The following is a 21,753-nucleotide window of genomic DNA, read 5'->3' on the forward strand; positions in this document are numbered from 1 at the left end:
CCGCGCGGCCCCGACCGCACTCGGTACGGTGGACCCATGGCTGACCCGAGTACCTACCGTCCGGCGCCGGGCGCGATCCCGACCTCCCCGGGCGTCTACAAGTTCCGTGACGCCCACGGCCGGGTCATCTACGTCGGCAAGGCCAAGAGCCTGCGGCCGCGGCTGTCGTCCTACTTCCAGGACCTCGCCGGGCTGCACCCGCGCACCGCGACCATGGTCACCACCGCCGCCTCGGTGGAGTGGACGGTGGTCGCCACCGAGGTCGAGGCGCTCCAGCTGGAGTACTCCTGGATCAAGGAGTTCGACCCGCGGTTCAACGTCAAGTACCGCGACGACAAGAGCTATCCGGAACTCGCCGTCACCCTGAACGAGGAGTACCCGCGGGTCCAGGTGATGCGCGGGGCGCACAAGAAGGGCGTGCGCTACTTCGGCCCCTACGGGCACGCCTGGGCGATCCGCGAGACGGTCGACCTGCTGCTGCGCGTCTTCCCCGTCCGAACCTGCTCCAACGGCGTGTTCAAGCGCGCCCGGCAGGTCGGCCGCCCCTGTCTGCTCGGCTACATCGGCAAGTGCGCCGCGCCCTGCGTCGGCAAGGTCTCGGCGGACGAACACCGGGCGCTGGCCGAGGACTTCTGCGACTTCATGGCCGGGCGCACCGGCAACTACCTGCGCCGGCTGGAAGAGCAGATGCAGGAGGCCGCCGAGGAGCTGGAGTACGAGAAGGCGGCCCGGCTGCGGGACGACATCGGCGCCCTCAAGCGCGCGATGGAGAAGAACGCCATCGTGCTCGCCGACGCCACCGACGCCGACCTGCTGGCCGTCGCCGAGGACGAACTGGAGGCCGCCGTCCAGATCTTCCACGTCCGCGGCGGCCGGGTGCGCGGCCAGCGCGGCTGGGTCACCGACAAGGTCGAGGACGTGGACACCGCCGGCCTGGTCGAGCACGCCCTCCAGCAGCTCTACGGCGGTGCCGGCGCCGACGAACGCAACGAGTCCGTCCCGCGCGAGGTGCTGGTCCCCGCGCTGCCCGAACCGGCCGCCCCGGTACGGGACTGGCTCAGCGGACTGCGCGGCAGCCAGGTCGACCTGCGGATCCCGCAGCGCGGGGACAAGAAGGACCTGATGGCCACCGTGCAGCGCAACGCCCAGCAGGCGCTGGCCCTGCACAAGACCAAGCGCGCCTCCGACCTCACCACCCGCAGCCGCGCCCTCCAGGAGATCGCCGACGCGCTGGAGCTGGACTCCGTCCCGTTGCGCATCGAGTGCTACGACATCTCCCACCTCCAGGGCGAGGACGTGGTCGCCTCCATGGTCGTCTTCGAGGACGGCCTGGCCCGCAAGAGCGAGTACCGGCGCTTCCAGATCAAGGGCTTCGCCGGCCAGGACGACGTCCGCTCGATGCACGAGGTGATCAGCCGCCGCTTCCGCCGCTACCTCCAGGAGCGCGAGCAGACCGGCGAGTGGGCCGTCCCGGAGGAGCCCGACGAGGACCAGCCGGCCGACGGCCCGCGCACCGAGGATGGCCGCCCCAAGCGCTTCGCCTACCCGCCGCAGCTGCTGGTGGTCGACGGCGGCCAGCCGCAGGTCGCCGCCGCCCGGCGGGCGCTGGACGAGCTCGGCATCGACGACGTCGCGCTGTGCGGCCTGGCCAAGCGGCTGGAGGAGGTCTGGCTGCCCGGCGAGGACGACCCGGTCGTGCTGCCGCGCTCCAGCGAGGGCCTCTACCTGCTCCAGCGGGTGCGCGACGAGGCCCACCGCTTCGCGATCGGCTACCAGCGCAGCAAGCGTTCCAAGCGACTCACCGCCGGGGAACTGGACTCCGTCCCGGGCCTCGGCGAGACTCGCCGCCGGGCGCTGCTCAAGCACTTCGGCTCGCTGAAGAAGCTCCGGGCCGCCACCGTCGACGAGATCTGCGAGGTACCCGGCATCGGGCGCCGCACCGCGGAGACTGTTGCGGCGGCGTTGTCGTCCCGTACACCCGCCGCACCCGCGGTCAACACCGCGACCGGCGAGATCATCGAGGACGGGGTCGACGAGGCCGCCGAGCCGGTGGCCGCAGCACCCCAGACCGCACCATCCCAGGAGACGCCATGACGGCCGACGCCGCCCGTCTGTCGGCGCGCCCCGACCCCGCCCGCCTGTCCGGGCCGGGGGAGGGCCGCCGAGCCGTGCGCGTGCTCCCCAGCAGAAAGACCGAGAGCGGGGAACCGAAGTGACCGTGTCAGACGTGGCCGAGAACGCGCCGGAGCTGGTGATCATCTCCGGCATGTCCGGAGCCGGCCGTTCCACCGCCGCGAAGTGCCTGGAGGACCTGGGCTGGTTCGTGGTGGACAACCTGCCGCCGGCCCTGATCCCCACCATGGTCGACCTGGGCGCCCGTTCCCAGGGCAACGTCGCCCGGATCGGCGTGGTCGTGGACGTCCGCGGCCGCCAGTTCTTCGACGACCTGCTCACCTCGCTGGACGAGCTGGAGAAGCGCGGCGTCCGGCTCCAGGTGGTCTTCCTGGACTCCTCCGACGACGCCCTGGTCCGACGCTTCGAGAGCGTCCGCCGCCCGCACCCGCTGCAGGCCGACGGCCGGATCGTGGACGGCATCGCCCAGGAGCGCGACCTGCTGCGCGACCTGCGCGGCGAGGCTGACCTGGTGATCGACACCTCCAACCTCAACGTGCACCAGCTGCGCGCCAAGCTGGACGCCCAGTTCGCCGACCACGACGAGCCCGAGCTGCGCGCCACCGTGATGTCCTTCGGCTTCAAGTACGGCCTGCCGGTCGACGCCGACCTGGTGGTGGACTGCCGCTTCCTGCCCAACCCGCACTGGGTGCCCGAGCTGCGGGCCCGCACCGGCACCGACGCGGACGTCGCCGACTACGTGTTCCAGCAGCCCGGGGCCAACGAGTTCCTGGACGGTTACGCCCAGCTGCTGCGCATCGTCACCGAGGGCTACCGCCGCGAGGGCAAGCGTTACATGACGCTTGCCGTAGGCTGCACCGGTGGCAAGCACCGTAGCGTCGCCATGTCCGAGCGTCTGACCAAGCGTCTCATCGCCGACGGAGTCGAGACGGTGCTCGTCCACCGTGACATGGGACGGGAGTAACCGCCGCCTTCCCTGCCGGGCCGCCGGCGGAGCCGGTGGCGGGGCCGAGGAACGCGAGGTGATTGTGGCGGGATACGTGCCCGGTCGGCAGCCGCAGAGCAGGACCGGCGAACGGGCGGGTAGCCCCTCGCCGAGCCGTCCGCGCAGCAGTCCCGCCCGGGCCAATCCGGCCCCGAGGATCACCGCGCTCGGCGGTGGCCAGGGCCTGTCCGCCTCGCTGTCCGCGCTGCGCCGGCTCACCAGCGACCTGACCGCGGTGGTCACCGTCGCCGACGACGGCGGCTCCAGCGGGCGGCTGCGCGAGGAGCTGGGCGTGCTGCCGCCCGGGGACCTGCGCAAGGCGCTGGCCGCGCTGTGCGGGGACGACGACTGGGGCCGCACCTGGTCCGAGGTGATCCAGCAGCGCTTCACCGGCAACGGCGAACTGGGCGGCCACGCGGTCGGCAACCTGCTGATCGTCGCGCTCTGGGAGAAGCTGGGCGACCCGGTGGCGGCGCTGGACTGGGTCGGCCGGCTGCTGAACGTCCAGGGCCGGGTGCTGCCGATGTCGGCGGTGCCGCTGGACATCGAGGCGACCGTGCGCGGCCACGACCCGGCCCGCCCGGCCGAGGTCGCGGCCGTCCGCGGCCAGGCCAACGTGGCGGTCACCCCGGGCACCGTGCAGTCGATCCGGCTGCTGCCGGACGGGCCGCCGGCCGTCCCGGAGGCGGTCACGGCCGTGCGGGAGGCGGACTGGGTGGTGCTCGGCCCGGGCTCCTGGTTCACCAGCGTGCTGCCGCACCTGCTGGTGCCCGAGCTGGTCAAGGCGCTGACGGAGACCCGCGCCCGCCGTCTGCTCACCCTGAACCTGGCCCCGCAGCCCGGCGAGACCGAGGGCTTCACCCCGCAGCGGCACCTGGAGGTCATCGCCGACCACGCCCCCGACCTCGCGGTGGATGCGATCCTGGTGGACGAGCGGGCCGTCACCGGCGGCGCTTTCGGCCAGGCGGACCTGGCCGGTCTGGAGAAGGCCGCCGAACGCATGGGTGCCGCTCTGGTGCTCGGCACGGTGGCCCGTACCGACGGCACCCCGCGACACGACCCCGAGCTGTTGGCGGCCGCGTACGACCGGATTTTCCGGACACATGGAAGGATCGGGCCATGGCGATGACTCCAGCGGTGAAGGACGAGATCAGCCGGCTCCCGGTCACCCGGGCCTGCTGTCGCAAGGCGGAGGTGTCGGCGATCCTGCGGTTCGCGGGCGGACTGCACATCGTGAGCGGCCGCATCGTGATCGAGGCGGAGCTGGACACCGGGGCGGCGGCACGGCGGCTGCGCAAGGACCTGCTGGAGATCTTCGGTCACTCCTCCGACCTCGTGGTGATGGCCCCCGGCGGGCTGCGGCGCGGCAGCCGCTTCGTCGTCCGGGTGGTCAAGGACGGCGAGCTGCTGGCGCGCCAGACCGGCCTCGTGGACGGCCGCGGCCGGCCGATCCGGGGGCTGCCCCCGGCGGTCGTCTCCGGCGCCACCTGCGACGCCGAGGCGGCCTGGCGCGGGGCCTTCCTGGCGCACGGCTCGCTCACCGAGCCGGGCCGCTCCTCCTCGCTGGAGATCACCTGCCCCGGCTCCGAGGCGGCGCTGGCGCTGGTCGGCGCGGCCCGTCGGCTCGGCATCCCGGCCAAGGCCCGCGAGGTGCGCGGGGTGGACCGGGTGGTCATCCGCGACGGTGACGCGATCGGCGCGCTGCTGACCCGGCTCGGCGCCCACGAGTCGGTGCTCGCCTGGGAGGAACGCCGGATGCGGCGCGAGGTCCGGGCCACCGCCAACCGGCTCGCCAACTTCGACGACGCCAACCTGCGCCGCTCGGCCCGCGCCGCGGTGGCGGCCGGCGCCCGGGTGCAGCGCGCGCTGGAGATCCTCGGCGAGGAGGTGCCCGAGCACCTGGCCGCGGCCGGCCAGCTGCGGATGCAGCACAAGCAGGCCTCGCTGGAGGAGCTGGGCGCGCTCGCCGACCCGCCGCTGACCAAGGACGCGGTGGCCGGCCGGATCCGCCGACTGCTGGCGATGGCCGACAAGCGGGCCGCCGAGCTCGGCCTGCCGAGCACCGAGGCCAACCTGACCGACGAGATGGCGCTCAACTGATCCAGCTCGCGCTCCGTTAGGACCCCCGCCCCGAGCCGAAGGGGAGCGCCGACCGTCGGCACCGGGTCGGAGCGTCCCGGAGGCGAGCGGGCGAGTAAGGGCCGGTGTCCGGATTCCGGGCACCGGCCGTCGGCGTCTCCGGGCGGGGACGGGAAACCGAAATTGGTCAAGACCACTTGACCAGGACCAACGGCCCGGGCGGGCAAGGACGGAGGGCCCGGAAGCGCGCCACGCCACGTCCTGCCAGGTGGCGCGATGTGCCCTCCCAGGGTCGGGAGGGGTAGGGTCGTAGGCGGTCGGGGACTTCCCAAATCTCATCCCCGTCGGCTCAGCGCCGGCGTACCTAACGAGGAGATCGGTTCGTGACGATCCGGGTAGGCATCAACGGCTTCGGCCGCATCGGCCGCAACTTCTTCCGCGCCGTCAAGGCCCAGGGTGCGGACATCGAGATCGTCGGTGTCAACGACCTCACCGACACGAAGACGCTGGCTCACCTGCTCAAGTACGACACCACCCTGGGTACCTTCCCGGGCGAGGTCTCGCACACCGAGGACAGCATCACCGTCGACGGCCACACCTTCAAGGTGACCGCCGAGCGTGACCCGGCCAACCTGCCGTGGGCCGCCCTGGGCGCCGACATCGTCGTCGAGTCCACCGGCATCTTCACCAAGGCCGAGGCTGCGAAGAAGCACCTCGCCGCCGGTGCCAAGAAGGTCATCATCTCGGCCCCCGCCACCGACGAGGACATCACCGTCGTCCTGGGTGTCAACGACGAGAAGTACGACGCGGCCAACCACCACGTCATCTCCAACGCCTCCTGCACCACCAACTGCGTGGCGCCGATGGCGAAGGTGCTGAACGAGAGCTTCGGCATCGTCAAGGGCCTGATGACCACCGTCCACGCGTTCACCAACGACCAGGTCACCCTGGACTTCCCGCACAAGGACCTGCGCCGTGCTCGTGCGGCGAGCCAGAACATCATCCCGACCTCGACCGGTGCCGCCAAGGCGACCGCCCTGGTCCTGCCGGAGCTGAAGGGCAAGCTGGACGGCACCTCGCTGCGCGTCCCGGTCCCGACCGGTTCCATCACGGACCTGGTCGTCACCCTGGAGCGCGAGGTCACCAAGGACGAGGTCAACGCGGCCTTCCAGAAGGCCGCGCAGGAGGGCCCGCTCAAGGGCATCCTGGCCTACACCGAGGACCCGATCGTCTCCTCGGACATCGTGAACGACCCGCACTCGTGCATCTTCGACTCGCAGCTCACCATGGTCCAGGGCAACCAGGTCAAGGTGCTCGGCTGGTACGACAACGAGTGGGGCTACTCGAACCGCGTCGTGGACCTGGTCGCCATCGTCGGTGGCCAGCTCTGACGCAGTGGGAGCTGACGTGATGTAGGGGCGAGGGCCCGGACGGCGAGAACACGCCGACCGGGCCCTCGCTCTGCGTACAAGGACTTCTCAGGCGGCCCCTGCGCCGTGCCGCCTCTGCGCATCGACCATCTCCCCAGGAGTAACCGAATCCCCGTGAAGACCATCGACGAACTCATCCAGGACGGCATCGAGGGCAAGCGCGTGTTCGTGCGCGCGGACCTGAACGTGCCGCTGGACGGCATCACGATCACCGACGACGGCCGGATCCGCGCCGTCGCCCCGACCATCGCCAAGCTCGCCGAGGCCGGCGCCAAGGTCGTCGTCGCGTCCCACCTCGGCCGCCCCAAGGGCGAGCCGGACCCGAAGTTCTCGCTCGCGCCGGTGGCCGCCCGCCTCGGCGAGATCCTCGGCAAGAACGTCTCCTTCGCCACCGACACCGTCGGTGACGGCGCGAAGGCCACCGTCGCCGCGCTGGCGAACGGCGAGGTCACGCTGCTGGAGAACCTGCGCTTCAACGCCGGTGAGACCAGCAAGGACGACGCCGAGCGCAAGGCCTTCGCCGAGCAGCTGGCCGCTCTGGCCGACCTCTACGTCGGCGACGGCTTCGGCGCCGTGCACCGCAAGCACGCCTCGGTCTACGACCTGCCGGCCCTGCTGCCGCACGCCGCCGGCGACCTGATCGCCACCGAGGTCGGCGTGCTGAAGAAGCTGACCGAGGACGTCAAGCGCCCGTACGTCGTGGTGCTCGGCGGCGCCAAGGTGTCCGACAAGCTCGCCGTGATCGACAACCTGCTGGAGAAGGCCGACCGGATCCTGGTCGGCGGCGGCATGGCGTACACCTTCCTCAAGGCCCAGGGCCACGAGGTCGGCATCTCGCTGCTGCAGGAGGACCAGATCCCGACCGTCCTGGAGTACCTGGACCGGGCGCAGAAGCGGGGCGTCGAGTTCGTCCTGCCGCTGGACGTCCTGGTCTCGGCCGACTTCCCGGACCTCAAGGGCAAGACCCCGGCGGTCTACGAGGTCGTCGACGCGGACAAGATCCCCGCCGACAAGGAGGGCCTGGACATCGGCCCGAAGACCCGCGAGCTGTACGCCTCGAAGCTGGCCGACGCGGGCACCGTGTTCTGGAACGGCCCGATGGGCGTCTTCGAGCACCCGGACTACGCGAACGGCACCAAGGCCGTCGCGCAGGGGCTGCTCGACAGCCCCGGTTTCACCGTGGTCGGTGGCGGCGACTCCGCCGCGGCCGTCCGCATCCTGGGCTTCGACGAGAACGCCTTTGGACACATCTCGACCGGCGGCGGCGCGAGCCTCGAGTACCTGGAGGGCAAGACCCTTCCCGGTCTCGCCGCTCTGGAGGACTGAAAGCATGACTGAGCGTCTCCCGCTGATGGCGGGCAACTGGAAGATGAACCTCAACCACCTTGAGGCCATCCAGCACACCCAGAAGCTGGCCTTCGCGCTGGCCGACAAGGACTACGCGGCCGTCGAGGTCGCTGTCCTGGTGCCGTTCACCGACCTGCGGTCGGTGCAGACCCTGGTCTTCGGCGACAAGCTGAAGATCAAGTACGGCTCGCAGGACATCTCGCAGCACGACGGCGGCGCCTACACCGGCGAGATCTCCGGCCCGATGCTGGCCAAGCTGCAGTGCGCCTACGCGGTGATCGGCCACTCGGAGCGCCGCCAGTACCACGGCGAGAACGAGGAGATCGTCAACGCCAAGGTCAAGGCCGCCTACCGGGCCGGGGTCACCCCGATCCTGTGCATCGGCGAGCCGCTGGAGATCCGCAAGGCCGGCACCCACGTCGAGTACACCCTGGCCCAGCTGGACGGCGCCCTGGAGGGCGTCCCGGCGGAGCAGGCCGAGTCGATCGTGGTCGCGTACGAGCCGGTCTGGGCGATCGGCACCGGCGAGGTGGCCACCCCGGAGGACGCGCAGGAGGTCTGCGCCGCCATCCGGACCCGGCTCGCCGAGCTGTACTCCGCCGAGCTGGCCGACAAGGTCCGTGTGCTGTACGGCGGTTCGGTGAAGTCGTCGAGCGCGGCCGGTCTGATGGCCAAGCCCGACATCGACGGCGGCCTGATCGGCGGTGCCTCGCTGGACGCCGACGAGTTCGTCAAGATCGTGCGCTACCGTGAGCAGGCAGTAGGCTAACGCCGCCGCAGCAACGTAGGCTTTGGGGCCGGACCGCCGTACGCGGCCCGGCCCCTTCGCGAAGATACGAGAGAGTTGGTCCCGTCGTGGTTCTCGGGTTCTCGATTGCCCTGATCATCTTCAGTGCGCTGATGATCCTGTTGGTGCTGCTGCACAAGGGGAAGGGCGGCGGTCTTTCCGACATGTTCGGTGGTGGCGCGATGTCCACCGGCGGCGGTTCGGCGGTGGCCGAGCGCAACCTCGACCGCATCACCATCGTGGTCGGTCTGGGCTGGTTCGCCTGCATCATCGTGCTGGGTCTGGTACTGAAGTACAAGAACTGACACAGGTCTGACGCCCCGTCGCCCGAGCGCCTATCCTGGGACGGTCGGGGGCGGAGGCGATGGTGGCGGATGCTTAAGTCCTGCTTACACTAGGACGACTTTCGCCACCGACGCGCACCGCGGCGGGTCGGCGCACCAGCACGCAGGGAGTCAGACCGTGGCAAGTGGCAACGCCATCCGTGGGAGCAGGGTCGGGGCAGGCCCGATGGGGGAGGCGGAGCGTGGTGAGTCCGCTCCGCGCAACAGGATCTCCTTCTGGTGCGCCAACAAGCACGAGACCAAGCCCAGCTTCGCCGCCGAAGCCGTCATCCCGGACACCTGGGACTGCCCGCGCTGCGGTTTCCCGGCCGGTCAGGACGAGCACAACCCGCCCGCGCCCTCGCGCAACGAGCCGTACAAGACCCACCTCGCCTACGTCCGGGAGCGGCGCACCGACGCCGACGGCGAGGCGATCCTCGCCGAGGCGCTGGCCAAGCTGCGCGGTGAGATCTGACCGGACGGCCGTAGGGCGTCGGACCTGCGGAAAGGGCGCCACCGTCGTCGACGGTGGCGCCCTTCGGTGTTTCCGCTGCCGGGCCGTTCCCGGCCGTCAGGCCGAGGCCGGCGGGTACAGCTGCGGGGGGATCCGGTCCGCGGCGGCGCGGTCCAGCAGCCACAGGGTGCGGCTGCGGCCGTACGCGCCGGAGGCCGGGGCCTGCAGCTCGCCGGGGCCGGACAGGGCCAGCGCCACGGCGCCCGCCTTGTCCTCGCCGGCGGCCAGCAGCCAGACCTCGCGGGCCGCCCGGATCGCCGGGAGGGTGAGCGAGATCCGGGTCGGCGGGGGCTTGGGGGCCCCGCGCACGCCGATCACGGTCAGCTCGGTCTCCCGCACGCCCGGGTGCTCCGGGAAGAGCGAGGCCACGTGGGTGTCCGGGCCGACGCCGAGCAGCAGCACGTCGAAGGCCGGGACGCCCAGCCGGTCGCCCGGCTCGGCGGCCTTCGCCAGCTCCTGGGCGTAGCGGGCCGCGGCGGCCTCCACGTCCGAGCCGTCCAGGCCGTCCGCGGCGGGCATCTCGTGCACCCGCGCCGGGTCCAGCGGGACGGCGTCCAGCAGCTCGGCGCGGGCCTGGACGGCGTTGCGGTCCGGGTCGGCGGCGGGCACGAAGCGCTCGTCGCCCCACCAGAGGTCCAGCCGGCCCCAGTCGACCGCGTCGCGCGCCGGGGAGGCGGCGATCGCGGCCAGCAGGGCGTTGCCGTTGCGGCCGCCGGTGAGCACCACCGAGGCGGTGCCGCGGGCGGCCTGGGCGTCCACGATCCGGGTGATCAGCCGGGCCGCGGCCGCCTGGGCCATCAGCTCCTTGTCCCGGTGGACGACCAGCTGCGGGGTCGCGGCGGTCATGCGCTCCCCTTGGCGGCGCGCTTGCCCGAGGCCTTCTTCGCCGGGGACTTCTCCGCGCTGTCGGCGGTCACCCGGGCCGGGTTGGCCACCGCGGCGTCGGCGGCCGCGGCCGCCGCCTCGCCCACGGAGTCGGCCGCGGCGGGCCCGGCCGCGACCGGGTCGGCTGCCGCCGGTCCGCCCTCGGCCGGCTCGCTCAGCCGCTCGACGGACGTGCGCACGGCCGTCGAGTAGATGTCGTCCGGGTCCAGTCGGCGCAGTTCCTCGGCGATCAGCTCCGAGGTCTCGCGCCGCTTGAGCGCCACCTGGCGGTCCGGCGAGCCGGGCATGGACAGGGTGCCCATCAGGCCGTCCGGGCGGTCCAGGGTGATGTCCCCGTCCTTGGTGCGCAGGTGCACCGCGGTGATGCCGGGGCCGCCGGTGACGACCCGCTCGACCGGTACCTGCAGCCGGTTGAGCAGCCACAGGCCGAGCAGCTCGACGCTGGGGTTGTAGGACTCGCCCTCGACCATCACCGAGGTGACGGTGGTCGGGCGCTGGTCCAGCGCGGCGGCCAGCATCGAGCGCCAGCCGGTGATCCGGGTCCAGGCCAGGTCGGTGTCGCCCGGGGTGTAGCTCTGGGCCCGCTGGGCGAGCTGGCCGACCGGGGACTCGGCGGTGACCGCGTCGGTGATCCGGCGCTGGGCGAGCGCGCCCAGCGGGTCCTGCGCCGGGTGGAGCGGCGCGTTGTCCGGCCACCAGACCACGGTCGGGGCGTCCGGCAGCAGCAGCGGCAGGACCACCGACTGGGCGTGCGAGGCGAGTTCGCCGTGCATGCGCAGGATGACCGTTTCTCCGGAGCCGGCGTCCGAGCCGACCAGGATCTCGGCGTCCAGCCGGGTCTCGGCGCGGGCCCGGGGCGAGCGGCCCGCGCGCTTGATCACCGCGAGGGTGCGCATCGGGTGCTCGCGGGAGGCCTCGTTGGCGGCCTTGAGGGCGTCGTAGGCGCTGCCCTCGTCGGTCACGATCACCAGGGTGAGCACCATGCCGGCGGCGGTGGAGCCGCTGGTCCGGCGCGCCTCCATCAGCGCGGCGTTGATCTTGCTGGACGTCGTGTTGGTGAGGTCGATCTTCATGGCCGGCGCCAGCTCCTGCCGTCTCGTGCGAGCATCTCGTCCGCCTCGGCGGGACCCCAGGTGCCCGCCGCGTACTGGGCGGGCTTGCCGTGGGCGTCCCAGTACTTCTCGATCGGGTCGAGGATCTGCCAGGAGAGCTCGACCTCCTGGTGACGCGGGAACAGGTTGGCGTCGCCGAGCAGCACGTCGAGGATGAGCCGCTCGTACGCCTCCGGGCTGGACTCGGTGAAGGACTCGCCGTAGGCGAAGTCCATCGTGACGTCCCGGACCTCGAAGGAGGTGCCCGGCACCTTGGAGCCGAACCGCACCGTCACGCCCTCGTCCGGCTGGACCCGGATGACCAGGGCGTTCTGCCCCAGCTCCTCGGTCGCGTAGGAGTCGAACGGCAGGTACGGGGCGCGCTGGAAGACCACCGCGATCTCGGTGACCCGACGGCCCAGCCGCTTGCCGGTGCGCAGGTAGAACGGGACGCCCGCCCAGCGGCGGTTGTTGATCTCCAGCTTGATGGCCGCGTAGGTGTCGGTCTTGGAGTCCGGGTCGATGCCGTCCTCGTCCAGGTAGCCGACGACCTCCTCGCCGCCCTGCCAGCCGGACGCGTACTGGCCGCGCACGGTGTGCCGGCCGAGGTCGGCCGGGAGCTTGACGGCGCTGAGCACCTTGAGCTTCTCGGCCACCAGCGCCTTCGGGTGGAAGGAGGCCGGCTCCTCGATGGCGGTGAGCGCCATCAGCTGCAGCAGGTGGTTCTGGATGACGTCACGGGCGGAGCCGATGCCGTCGTAGTAGCCGGCCCGGCCGCCGATGCCGATGTCCTCGGCCATGGTGATCTGCACGTGGTCGACGTACGACCGGTTCCAGATCGGCTCGAACATCTGGTTGGCGAAGCGCAGCGCCAGGATGTTCTGGACCGTCTCCTTGCCCAGGTAGTGGTCGATCCGGAAGACCTCGTCGCGCGGGAAGACCTCGTGCACGACCTTGTTGAGCTCCTGGGCGCTCTCCAGGTCGTGGCCGAAGGGCTTCTCGATGACGGCGCGGCGCCAGGAGCCCTGCGGCGGGTCGGCCAGGCCGTGCTTCTTCAGCTGCTGGACGACGGTCGGGAAGAACTTCGGCGGGACGGACAGGTAGAAGGCGAAGTTGCCGCCGGTGCCCTGGGCCTTGTCCAGCTCCTCGATGGTCTCGCGGAGCTTGTCGAAGGCCTGGTCGTCGTCGAACGTGCCGTGGACGAACCGCATGCCCTTGGCGAGCTGCTGCCACACCTCCTCCCGGAACGGGGTGCGGGCGTGCTCCTTGACCGCGTCGTGGACCTCCTGGGCGAAGTCCTCGTCGTCCCACTCGCGGCGGGCGAAGCCGACCAGCGAGAAGCCCGGCGGCAGCAGGCCGCGGTTGGCCAGGTCGTAGATGGCCGGCATCAGCTTCTTGCGGGACAGGTCGCCGGTGACTCCGAAGATGACCAGGCCGGACGGCCCCGCGATGCGCGGGAGCCGCCGGTCGGAGGGGTCACGAAGCGGGTTGACGGGGCGCGACGGGAGATCGTCCGCGTCCGACTCCGACGTCAACTCGGGGAAATCAGTGCTCACTTGGTGTGCTCCGCTTTCGTGCGCTGGCTGTGTGAGCGGGGGTCACTTCTCGCCGGCGAAGGTGGCCAGCGAGGTGGTGACGGTGTCGAGCAGTTCCTGCCAGGACTGCTCGAACTTCTGCACGCCCTCGTCCTCCAGCACCTGGACCACGTCGTCGTAGTCCACGCCGGCGGCCGCGATGGCGTCCAGGACGGCCTTGGCGTCGGCGTAGTTGGGGACGATGGTGTTGCCGGTGATCACGCCGTGGTCGCCGGTGGCGTCCAGGGTGGCCTCGGGCATGGTGTTGACCGTGCCGGGGGCGACCAGCTCGGTGACGTACAGGGTGTCCGGCAGGGCCGGGTCCTTGACGCCGGTGGAGGCCCACAGCGGACGCTGCGGCTTGGCGCCGGCGGCCTCCAGCGAGCGCCAGCGGGCGCTGCCGGCGGTCTTGCCGTCGACCGAGCCGAAGACCTCCTCGTACGCCTGGTAGGCGAGGCGGGCGTTGGCCAGCGCGGCCTTGGAACGCAGGTTCCTGGCCTCGCCGCCGATCTTGTCCAGGCGCTTGTCGATCTCGGTGTCCACGCGGGACACGAAGAAGGAGGCGACCGACTCGATCTGGGAGAGGTCCAGACCCTTGGCCTTGGCGGTCTCCAGACCGGTCAGGTAGGCGTCGATGACGGCCTTGTAGCGGTCCAGGGAGAAGATCAGCGTGACGTTGACGCTGATGCCCAGGCCGATGACCTCGGCGATGGCGGGCAGGCCGGCCTTGGTGGCGGGGATCTTGATCAGCACGTTCGGGCGGTCGACCAGCCACCACAGCTGCTTGGCCTCGGCCACGGTCGGGGCGGTCTCGTGCGCCAGGCGCGGGTCGACCTCGATGGAGACCCGGCCGTCGCGGCCGTTCGAGGCGTCGTAGACCGGGCGCAGCACGTCGGCCGCGTCGCGCACGTCCGAGGTGGTGATCATGCGGATCGCCTCGTCGGTGGTGACCTTGCGGACGGCCAGGTCGCGCAGCTGGCTGTCGTAGGAGGTGTCGCCGCTGCCGGCGATGGCCTTCTGGAAGATGGTCGGGTTGGTGGTGACGCCCACCACGTGCTTGTTCTGCACCAGCTCGGCCAGGTTGCCGGAGTTCAGCCGCTTGCGGCTGAGGTCGTCCAGCCAGATCGCAACGCCTTCGTCGCTGAGGCGCTTCAGTGCGTCAGTCATGGTGCTTCAGTCCTTCGTCTTCTTCTGCGTGGGGTAGTCAGAGGGAGCCGCGTGCCCGCGTGCGGGCGGGCACGCGGCCCGAAGCGGTTAGCGGTTGACGGCTTCGAGGGAGCGCAGGGCGTTGTGCGCCTCGGCCACCACGCGCTCGGCGGTCAGGCCGAACTCCTCGAACAGGACCTTGTAGTCGGCGGAGGCGCCGAAGTGCTCCAGGGAGACGATCCGGCCGTGGTCGCCGACCAGCTCGCGCCAGCCCTGGGCGATGCCGGCCTCGACCGAGACGCGGGCCTTGACCGACGGCGGCAGCACGCTGTCGCGGTAGGCCTGGTCCTGCTCCTGGAACCACTCGAAGGACGGGACGGAGACGACCCGGGTGGCGATGCCCTCGGCCTCCAGCACCTCGCGGGCCTGGACGGCCAGCTGGACCTCGGAGCCGGTGCCCAGCAGGATCACCTGCGGGTCGCCGTTGCCGGCCTCGGCCAGCACGTAGGCGCCCTTGGCGGTGCCCTCGGCGGAGGCGAAGACCTCGCGGTCGAAGGTCGGGACGTTCTGGCGGGTGAGGGCCAGGCCGACCGGGCCGGGGTGGCTGGTCTGGCGCTCGATCACGGTGCGCCAGGCGACGGCCGTCTCGTTGGCGTCGGCCGGACGGACCATGGACAGGCCCGGGATGGCGCGCAGCGAGGCCATGTGCTCGACCGGCTGGTGGGTCGGGCCGTCCTCGCCGAGGCCGATCGAGTCGTGCGTCCAGACGTAGGTGACCGGCAGCTTCATCAGCGCGGCCAGGCGGACGGCCGGGCGCATGTAGTCCGCGAAGACCAGGAAGGTGCCGCCGTACACGCGGGTCTTGCCGTGCAGCGCGATGCCGTTCATGGTCGAGCCCATGGCGTGCTCGCGGATGCCGAAGTGGATCGTCCGGCCGTACGGGCTGGCGGACTTCAGCGGGTTGCCCTCGGGGAGGAAGGAGCTGTCCTCGTCGATCGTGGTGAGGTTGGACTCCGCGAGGTCGGCCGAGCCGCCCCACAGCTCCGGGATCACCGCGCCGAGCGCCTTGAGGGTCTCGCCGGAGGCCTTGCGGGTGGCGACGTCCTTGCCGGCCGGGAAGGAGGGGATGGCCTTCTTCCAGCCCTCGGGCAGCTCGCCCGCCTGGATGCGGTCGAACTCCGCGGCCCGGTTCGCGTTGGCGGCGCGCCAGGCGTCGAAGCCCAGCTGCCACTGGTCACGGGCGGCCTTGCCGCGCTTGATGACCTGGCGGGCGTGCCCGATGACCTGGTCGCTGACCTCGAAGGTCTTCTCCGGGTCGAAGCCCAGGACCTTCTTGGTGGCGGCGATCTCGGCGGCGCCGAGCGCGGAGCCGTGCGCCTTGGCGGTGTTCTGGGCGTCCGGGGCGGGCCAGGCGATGATCGTCCGCATCGCGATCAGCGACGGCCGGGAGGTCTCGGCCTTGGCCGCCTCCAGCGCACCGGCGAGGGCCTCGACGTCGATGTCGCCGCTGGCCTTCGGGGTGACGCGCTGCACGTGCCAGCCGTAGGCCTCGTAGCGCTTGAGCACGTCCTCGGAGAAGGCGGTCTCGGTGTCGCCCTCGATCGAGATGTGGTTGTCGTCGTACAGGGCGACCAGGTTGCCCAGCTTCTGGTGGCCGGCCAGCGAGGAGGCCTCGGCGGAGATGCCCTCCTCCAGGTCGCCGTCGGAGACGATCGCCCAGACGGTGTGGTCGAAGGGGGACTCCCCGGCGGCCGCCTCCGGGTCGAACAGGCCGCGCTCGTAGCGGGCGGCCATCGCCATGCCGACCGCGTTGGCGATGCCCTGGCCGAGCGGTCCGGTGGTGGTCTCGACGCCGGCGGTGTGGCCGTGCTCGGGGTGGCCCGGGGTGCGGCTGCCCGCGACCCGGAAGGCCTTGAGGTCGTCCAGCTCCAGGCCGTAGCCCGAGAAGTACAGCTGGGTGTAGAGGGTCAGGCTGGTGTGCCCGGGGGAGAGGACGAAGCGGTCGCGGCCGACCCAGGCCGGGTCGGTCGGGTCGTGGCGCAGGAAGCGCTGGAAGATCAGGTAGGCCGCGGGGGCCAGCGACATGGCCGTCCCGGGGTGCCCGTTACCGACCTTCTGGACAGCGTCCATCGCCAGGACCCGCGCCGTGTCAACCGTGCGCTCGTCCAGGTCGCTCCACTCGAATGCGTTCTTCGGCGCAGTGCTCACCCTGTCTCAGGGCTCCTTCCATGGTGAAGAGTGACCCCGTGAATGGGGACCGGGTCGGCCACGGCGCTGTGGGCCCGACTGTGGATGGTGCCGGTCACGGAGGGTAGATCCCGCTTCTCCGTGCGAGCCTACCGTCCGGGCCGGGGCTCACCCTCCGTGCCGGGACAACCGGGATTTCCGCATGGTGATTCCCACTAGGGCGTTCTGGCGTGTTTTGTCCCAGCCTCTCCCGGTTCGGCGGCACGCGCCGCCCGGGTGGTCGGGACGGGTTGCGCGGGGCCCGCCGGGGCCGTTTCGTGCCTTCACCCAGTCGGCCCAGTCGGCCCCGCGGCATCCGCCTCGCCGGGGGACCCCGGAGCCGGAAGGGATATATGGAGCGTCTAAGGTGGCGTGGTACGCGCAGAGCGGACGATTCGGGACCCTTCGTTCCTGTGGACGCCTGCGAGGATTCATCTTCAGTTGGGGTGTTAGTGACCGCCGTCGAAACCCGTCCCGCCGGGGTCACCGGGGCGACTCCTGCGCACCGGCCGCTCGGGGCCCGTGTCGGCGCGTTCGTCGCACTGACCAAGCCGCGGATCATCGAGCTGCTGCTGATGAGCACGGTGCCGGTGATGTTCCTGGCCCAACAGGGCGTGCCGAACATGCTGTTGGTGCTGAAGGTCGTGGTCGGCGGCTACCTGTCGGCGGGCGGCGCCAACGCCCTCAACATGTACATCGACCGCGACATCGATGCGCTGATGACCCGTACCGAGCGGCGACCGATCGTCACCGGGATGGTCTCCCCGCGCGAGGCGCTGGTCTTCGGCATCACGCTCGGTGTCGTCTCCACCCTGCTGCTCGGCTTCGGCGTCAACTGGCTCTCCGCCGCACTGGCGCTCGGCGCGCTGCTGTTCTACGTGTTCGTCTACACGCTGGGGCTCAAGCGGCGCACCTCGCAGAACATCGTCTGGGGCGGCATCGCCGGCTGCATGCCGGTGCTGATCGGCTGGTCCTCGGTGACCGACTCGGTCTCCTGGGCGGCGATCGCACTGTTCCTGGTGGTCTTCTTCTGGACCCCGCCGCACACCTGGGTGCTGTCGATGAAGGTGCGCGACGACTACGAGCGGGCCGGCGTGCCGATGCTGCCGGTCGTCAAGGGCAACGTGGCGGTCGGCAAGCAGGTCGTCGCCTACTCCTGGGTGATGGTCGCGGTCTCGCTGGCGGTCTGGCCGCTCGGGCACATGAGCTGGCTGTACCCGGTCTCCGCGGTGCTGCTCGGCGGGTTCTGGCTGCGCGAGGCGCACGCGCTGTACGGGCGGGCGAAGGCCGGGATCGTGGGCGCCAAGCTGAAGGAGATGCGGCTGTTCCACTGGTCGATCACCTACCTGTCGCTGCTGTTCGTGGTGTGCGCGATCGACCCGTTCGTGAAGTAGGGCTCGGTTGTTGGAGGAAGAGCCCCGGTCCTGGCGGACCGGGGCTCTTCTGCCTTTTCTGCCTTTACCGGGTTGGTAGTTCGGAGGGGCCGACGTGGCCGTCCAGCCAGTCCCGGAGCGGCTGGGAGGCGCGCAGGAAGGCGGCGATCCGGGTGCCGGCGGCCTTCGTGCCCAGCCACGTCGCGGGCTCCCACTCCTGCCAGGCCACCAGGCCCTTGTGGCGCAGCAGCTCGATCCGCGGATGGTCCTTGGGGTAGCCGCGCGGGGCCGACTTGAGGCTGTCCCGGCCGTGGACCTGCGGGCCGGCCTTCTCGACGGCGGCGATCACCCGCAGCAGCTCGGCGCCGCCGACGTCCTCGGCGACGGCGGCGCGGTAGCGGTCCAACTGGTCCGGGGCGAGCTGGTACATCCCGTTGCCGCAGGCCAGGCCGTCGGCGGAGAGCTGGATGTAGCCGCCGGTCTCCAGGTGGGCGCCGATGTGCGTCTTGTACGGGGACTTGTCGGCGCTGAACCGGACGTCCCGGTTGGGGCGGAAGATCTTCCCCGGCCCGAACTCCGGCTCCAGCTCGGCGAGCAGCAGCTCCATCGGGGCGCGTACGGCGTCGTCGTACTGCTCCTTGTGGGCCTGCCAGAAGGTCTTGGAGTTGTCGGCTTCGAGGTGCTCGTAGAAGTCGAGGGCCTCGGCCGGCCAGCCTGTGAACGTCATGCTCCGAGTATGTGTCCCGGTGCACAGGGCGCTCCCGTCGCCAGCTTCTCTACCGGTGGGTAGCATGCGGACATGAGCAGCGCAGAGACCGCCACCGCCGCCGCGCCGGACGCCCGCACCGAGCGCCGCGCCAAGCGCATCGCCAAGCACCTGACCACCTTCGCCCAGCAGCACGGCGGCAGCGCCGACGCGGTCGTCGAGTACGTCGGCGCCGTGGCCACCCGCATCGTCGTGGTCGGCGCGGACGGCGCCTGGGGTGACCAGGTCGCCCCGACCTACGCCGTCGGCCGCCGGGCGGCGGAGCTGGCGGGGCTGACCCTGCACGAGAACTTCGAGGGCGAGCTGGGGCTCAGGGTCAAGACCAGCGCGTACGAGTGGAAGCGCATGGCGGGCATCCAGCTCGGCGGCTGAGGCCTCCGCGTTCGTCCGATGGCCCGGCTCCCCCAGACGGGGGAGCCGGGCCGTCGTCTTTGGGTGGGGAGACTCCAGCCAGGCCCGTCCTGGTGGCCGATCCGGACGCGGTGCCCCGCGGTTGTGATGACCTTGATCCTCGACGTCAACTGATCCTGGTCAGGCATGGGGCGGTCGGCGAGGCGCCCCGCTGTAGGGTCGAGTGGTGGCAACTCTGGCGCTCTTCGACATCGACAAGCAGGCGCTGCCTGAGGTCCCCGCAGAAGCAGTGGAGCACGGCGAGGTCTTCACCCGCGGTTGGGTCGTTGAGCTCATCCTCGATCTGCTCGGCTACACGCCGGACATGGACCTCGCGGAGCTGAAGGTCGTCGAGCCTGCTTGTGGTGCAGGGGCGTTCCTCGGCGTGATCGCTTCACGGATCAGTGCTTCATGTCGAGCCCACGGTCGTCCGATCACCGACGCGGTGAACGCCGTCCAGGCGTTCGACCTGCTCGGGCGCAACGTGGCCGAGAGCCGGGGAGTCGTCGAGCAGCGCCTCCACGATGACGGTTGGGGGCGAAGCGCGGCGCGGAAGGTTGCCTCGCACTGGGTGAATCAGGGCGATTACCTTCTCCAGGCCGACGCCGAGCACCGTGCGGATTTCGTCGTCGGCAATCCTCCCTACATCAGGCTGGAGGATGTACCCGCCGACCGGATGGACGCCTATCGCAGCGCCTGTTCAGCGATGGGAGGCCGCGCCGACATCTACATCGGCTTCTACGAGGTGGCGCTCCGGAGCCTGCGGCCGGGGGGTCGGCTCGGTTTCATCTGTGCGGACCGTTGGATGAGGAACCAGTACGGCCGTAAGCTCCGTCAGCTGGTGACGAGGCAGTTCAGCATGGACCTGGCGCTGGTGATGCACGACGTGGACGCCTTCCAGGAGCAGGTCTCGGCGTACCCCGCTGTCACGATCATCTCTCGTCAGGTGCAGGGCGGTGCGGTTGCCGCCGACACGACCCGCGTGTTCGGGGAACCGGAGGCCCGTGACTTCCTTGCCTGGTACGAGTCCGAGGAGAGGAAGCCGATTGCCACGGCCGCCTTTCAGGCGGCTCCTCTGCCGCACTGGTTTCCCGGCGAGGACTCCTGGCCGGCGGCCTCACCTGCCAGGCTCGCCGTTCTCGAAGACCTTGGCGACCGGTTTCGGCTGTTGGAGGACGAAACCACGGGGACACGCGTCGGCATCGGTATCGCGACCGGTGCGGACAAGGTCTTCATCACCGATGATCGTGAACTCGTCGAGCCGGATCGGCTTCTGCCCCTGGCCATGGTCCGGGACACCACCAGCGGCTCCATCGACTGGAGCGGGTCCTGCCTGGTGAATCCGTGGAACTCCCAGGGCGACCTGGTGGACCTTGCCGGCTATCCGAAACTCGCCGCCTACTTCCGCCGACACAGCGGGGTCCTGCGTAAGAGGTACGTCGCGGTCAAGCAGCCCGACCGTTGGTACAAGACGATCGACAAGGTCGACCACAGACTGACGAGCCGGCCCAAGCTTCTCTTCCCGGACATGAAGCTGACGATCCATCCGGTGCTCGACGAAGGGACGCTGTACCCTCACCACAACCTGTACTTCATCGTCTCGGACGTCTGGGACATGCGGGTGCTCGGTGGCCTGCTCCTCTCCAAGGTGGCCGAGGCGTTCGTGGAGGCGTACGCGGTCAAGATGCGTGGGGGAACTCTCCGCTTCCAGGCGCAGTACCTCCGCAAGATCCGTGTTCCGGACCCGGCGGCCATCGCCGCGGAGGACCGTGTTGCCCTGGCCGACGCCTTCGACAGGCGGGACGTGAAGGCGGCCACCGATGCAGCACTGCGTGTCTACGGGCTTACCGAGCTGCCCGATTAGGAGGAACCGACCTTGACGGTCAGCCGCCAGGACTTCGAGGACGCCGTTGCGGCGTACTGGGGTGTCAAGCAGGCCCAGAAGGATCAGTCGGCAATCAAGGCCGCAGTCGGTGCCGGTACCGCGGGCTCTGTCAGAGGTGGCAAGCACTTCGATTCCATCGCGGCCCTTCTGGCGAAGTTCTTCCTCGAAGCGGGCTATCCGCGTGAGAGCATCCGGATCGCCAAGTCCCAGCGTCTGGAGCTCCCTGGCTACTACAGGCCCCAGAAGCAGTGGGACGTCGTCGTCGCTTACGAGAACACACTGGTGGCCGCTTTCGAGCTGAAGGCCCTGGGCGGGCCGTCCTTCGGCAACAACTACAACAACCGGGTTGAAGAGGCCCTCGGCAGCGCTGTCGACCTTCGAAGGGCCGCATTGGCCGACCTCTATCCCGGCGAGAAGCCCTGGCTCGGGTACTTCTTCATCATGCAGGACGAGGAAGGATCGAGGCGGCCCGTGAAGCCGGCTGCGGGGGCCTTCCCCGTAGAGGACATTTGGCGCGGCAAGTCCTATCAGGAGCGGTTCGGAATCTTCTGCCAGCGGTTGATGGCCGAGCAGATCTACGACTCCGTTTGCTACGTCACGTCGTCCGCGACCGACCCGAAGCCGAGCGAGCCCGTAGCCAGCCTGGACTGGAGGCACTTCTCCGCTGCCATAAACGCGCGGATCGGGTACTTGCAGGAACTGGGGCTGCCGAAGCCGCATTGGCCGCACGAAACGCTGTCCAGGGACCTCGGCCAGGGCTGATCTGCCTGATCGATACGTGAGCGTGTCGTGTCATAGGCACCGGGATATGGCGAAGGC

19 protein-coding genes are annotated in these 21,753 nt (G+C 70.6%); 13 read left to right on the forward strand and 6 right to left on the reverse strand.

Annotated features, from left to right (window positions below):
* Positions 1–36: 36 nt before the first annotated feature.
* The 9 genes from uvrC (at position 37) to ACIP4P_RS19485 (ending at position 9,559) form a co-directional block, all read left to right on the forward strand.
* On the forward strand, positions 37–2,094 hold the full coding sequence (gene uvrC / locus ACIP4P_RS19445; protein WP_400920023.1) for an excinuclease ABC subunit UvrC: 2,058 nt from the start codon (positions 37–39) through the stop codon (positions 2,092–2,094).
* A 118-nt stretch (positions 2,095–2,212) separates the two neighbouring features.
* The gene (gene rapZ, locus ACIP4P_RS19450; RefSeq protein WP_363427807.1) at positions 2,213–3,097 is read left to right on the forward strand and encodes an RNase adapter RapZ; all 885 of its coding nucleotides are present in this window, start codon (positions 2,213–2,215) and stop codon (positions 3,095–3,097) included.
* A 64-nt stretch (positions 3,098–3,161) separates the two neighbouring features.
* A complete protein-coding gene (gene yvcK, locus ACIP4P_RS19455) occupies positions 3,162–4,247 on the forward strand; it encodes a uridine diphosphate-N-acetylglucosamine-binding protein YvcK (protein WP_350511810.1) in 1,086 nt (361 codons plus the stop codon).
* A complete protein-coding gene (whiA, locus tag ACIP4P_RS19460; protein ID WP_188308910.1) occupies positions 4,238–5,218 on the forward strand; it encodes a DNA-binding protein WhiA in 981 nt (326 codons plus the stop codon). The genes yvcK and whiA overlap by 10 nt, the downstream gene beginning before the upstream one ends.
* A 362-nt stretch (positions 5,219–5,580) precedes the next feature.
* Positions 5,581–6,588, forward strand: coding sequence for a type I glyceraldehyde-3-phosphate dehydrogenase (gene gap / locus ACIP4P_RS19465; protein ID WP_350511688.1), 1,008 nt, complete (start codon positions 5,581–5,583; stop codon positions 6,586–6,588).
* Between the two features lie 153 nt (positions 6,589–6,741).
* Positions 6,742–7,953: a phosphoglycerate kinase gene (locus tag ACIP4P_RS19470; protein ID WP_400920027.1), complete on the forward strand. Its 1,212-nt coding sequence runs from the start codon at positions 6,742–6,744 to the stop codon at positions 7,951–7,953.
* A gap of 4 nt (positions 7,954–7,957) precedes the next feature.
* Positions 7,958–8,743, forward strand: coding sequence for a triose-phosphate isomerase (gene tpiA / locus ACIP4P_RS19475; protein WP_350511686.1), 786 nt, complete (start codon positions 7,958–7,960; stop codon positions 8,741–8,743).
* A gap of 86 nt (positions 8,744–8,829) precedes the next feature.
* Positions 8,830–9,066, forward strand: coding sequence for a preprotein translocase subunit SecG (gene secG / locus ACIP4P_RS19480; RefSeq protein WP_400920029.1), 237 nt, complete (start codon positions 8,830–8,832; stop codon positions 9,064–9,066).
* Between the two features lie 205 nt (positions 9,067–9,271).
* Positions 9,272–9,559 carry an RNA polymerase-binding protein RbpA gene (locus ACIP4P_RS19485; RefSeq protein ID WP_057240347.1) on the forward strand — a complete coding sequence of 96 codons (288 nt, stop codon included), beginning with the start codon at positions 9,272–9,274 and terminating at the stop codon, positions 9,557–9,559.
* A 96-nt stretch (positions 9,560–9,655) separates the two neighbouring features.
* On the opposite strand, the gene pgl is transcribed toward ACIP4P_RS19485, so the two are convergent.
* The 5 genes from pgl to tkt all read right to left on the reverse strand — a co-directional run bounded on the left by pgl (position 9,656) and on the right by tkt (position 16,502).
* A complete protein-coding gene (pgl, locus tag ACIP4P_RS19490; RefSeq protein WP_400920032.1) occupies positions 9,656–10,444 on the reverse strand; it encodes a 6-phosphogluconolactonase in 789 nt (262 codons plus the stop codon).
* Entirely contained in the window at positions 10,441–11,556 is a 1,116-nt protein-coding gene (gene opcA, locus ACIP4P_RS19495; RefSeq protein WP_400920034.1) for a glucose-6-phosphate dehydrogenase assembly protein OpcA, read from the reverse strand. The genes pgl and opcA overlap by 4 nt, the downstream gene beginning before the upstream one ends.
* Entirely contained in the window at positions 11,553–13,109 is a 1,557-nt protein-coding gene (gene zwf, locus ACIP4P_RS19500) for a glucose-6-phosphate dehydrogenase (protein ID WP_350511809.1), read from the reverse strand. The genes opcA and zwf overlap by 4 nt, the downstream gene beginning before the upstream one ends.
* A 63-nt stretch (positions 13,110–13,172) precedes the next feature.
* Entirely contained in the window at positions 13,173–14,315 is a 1,143-nt protein-coding gene (gene tal / locus ACIP4P_RS19505) for a transaldolase (RefSeq protein ID WP_400920036.1), read from the reverse strand.
* 87 nt (positions 14,316–14,402) lie between these two features.
* Positions 14,403–16,502: a transketolase gene (tkt, locus tag ACIP4P_RS19510; RefSeq protein WP_400920039.1), complete on the reverse strand. Its 2,100-nt coding sequence runs from the start codon at positions 16,500–16,502 to the stop codon at positions 14,403–14,405.
* Between the two features lie 464 nt (positions 16,503–16,966).
* Between tkt and ACIP4P_RS19515 the strand changes: the two genes are divergently transcribed.
* Positions 16,967–17,914, forward strand: a complete 948-nt coding sequence (locus tag ACIP4P_RS19515; RefSeq protein ID WP_350511680.1) for a heme o synthase — start codon at positions 16,967–16,969, stop codon at positions 17,912–17,914.
* A gap of 64 nt (positions 17,915–17,978) precedes the next feature.
* Here the strand turns inward: ACIP4P_RS19515 and ACIP4P_RS19520 are convergent, their stop codons facing one another.
* Complete coding sequence (locus ACIP4P_RS19520; protein WP_400920041.1) at positions 17,979–18,620, reverse strand: DUF2461 domain-containing protein; 642 nt, start codon at positions 18,618–18,620, stop codon at positions 17,979–17,981.
* A gap of 72 nt (positions 18,621–18,692) precedes the next feature.
* On the opposite strand from ACIP4P_RS19520, the gene ACIP4P_RS19525 reads away from it, so the two are divergent.
* The 3 genes from ACIP4P_RS19525 to ACIP4P_RS19535 all read left to right on the forward strand — a co-directional run bounded on the left by ACIP4P_RS19525 (position 18,693) and on the right by ACIP4P_RS19535 (position 21,696).
* Positions 18,693–19,031, forward strand: a complete 339-nt coding sequence (locus ACIP4P_RS19525; RefSeq protein ID WP_400920043.1) for a hypothetical protein — start codon at positions 18,693–18,695, stop codon at positions 19,029–19,031.
* A 205-nt stretch (positions 19,032–19,236) separates the two neighbouring features.
* The gene (locus ACIP4P_RS19530) at positions 19,237–20,913 is read left to right on the forward strand and encodes an Eco57I restriction-modification methylase domain-containing protein (protein ID WP_400920045.1); all 1,677 of its coding nucleotides are present in this window, start codon (positions 19,237–19,239) and stop codon (positions 20,911–20,913) included.
* Positions 20,914–20,925: 12 nt separating this feature from the next.
* Entirely contained in the window at positions 20,926–21,696 is a 771-nt protein-coding gene (locus ACIP4P_RS19535) for a PaeR7I family type II restriction endonuclease (RefSeq protein ID WP_400920047.1), read from the forward strand.
* Positions 21,697–21,753: the final 57 nt, after the last annotated feature.

It is taken from the genome of Kitasatospora sp. NPDC089509 (assembly GCF_044749365.1).
GTDB lineage: Bacteria > Actinomycetota > Actinomycetes > Streptomycetales > Streptomycetaceae > Kitasatospora.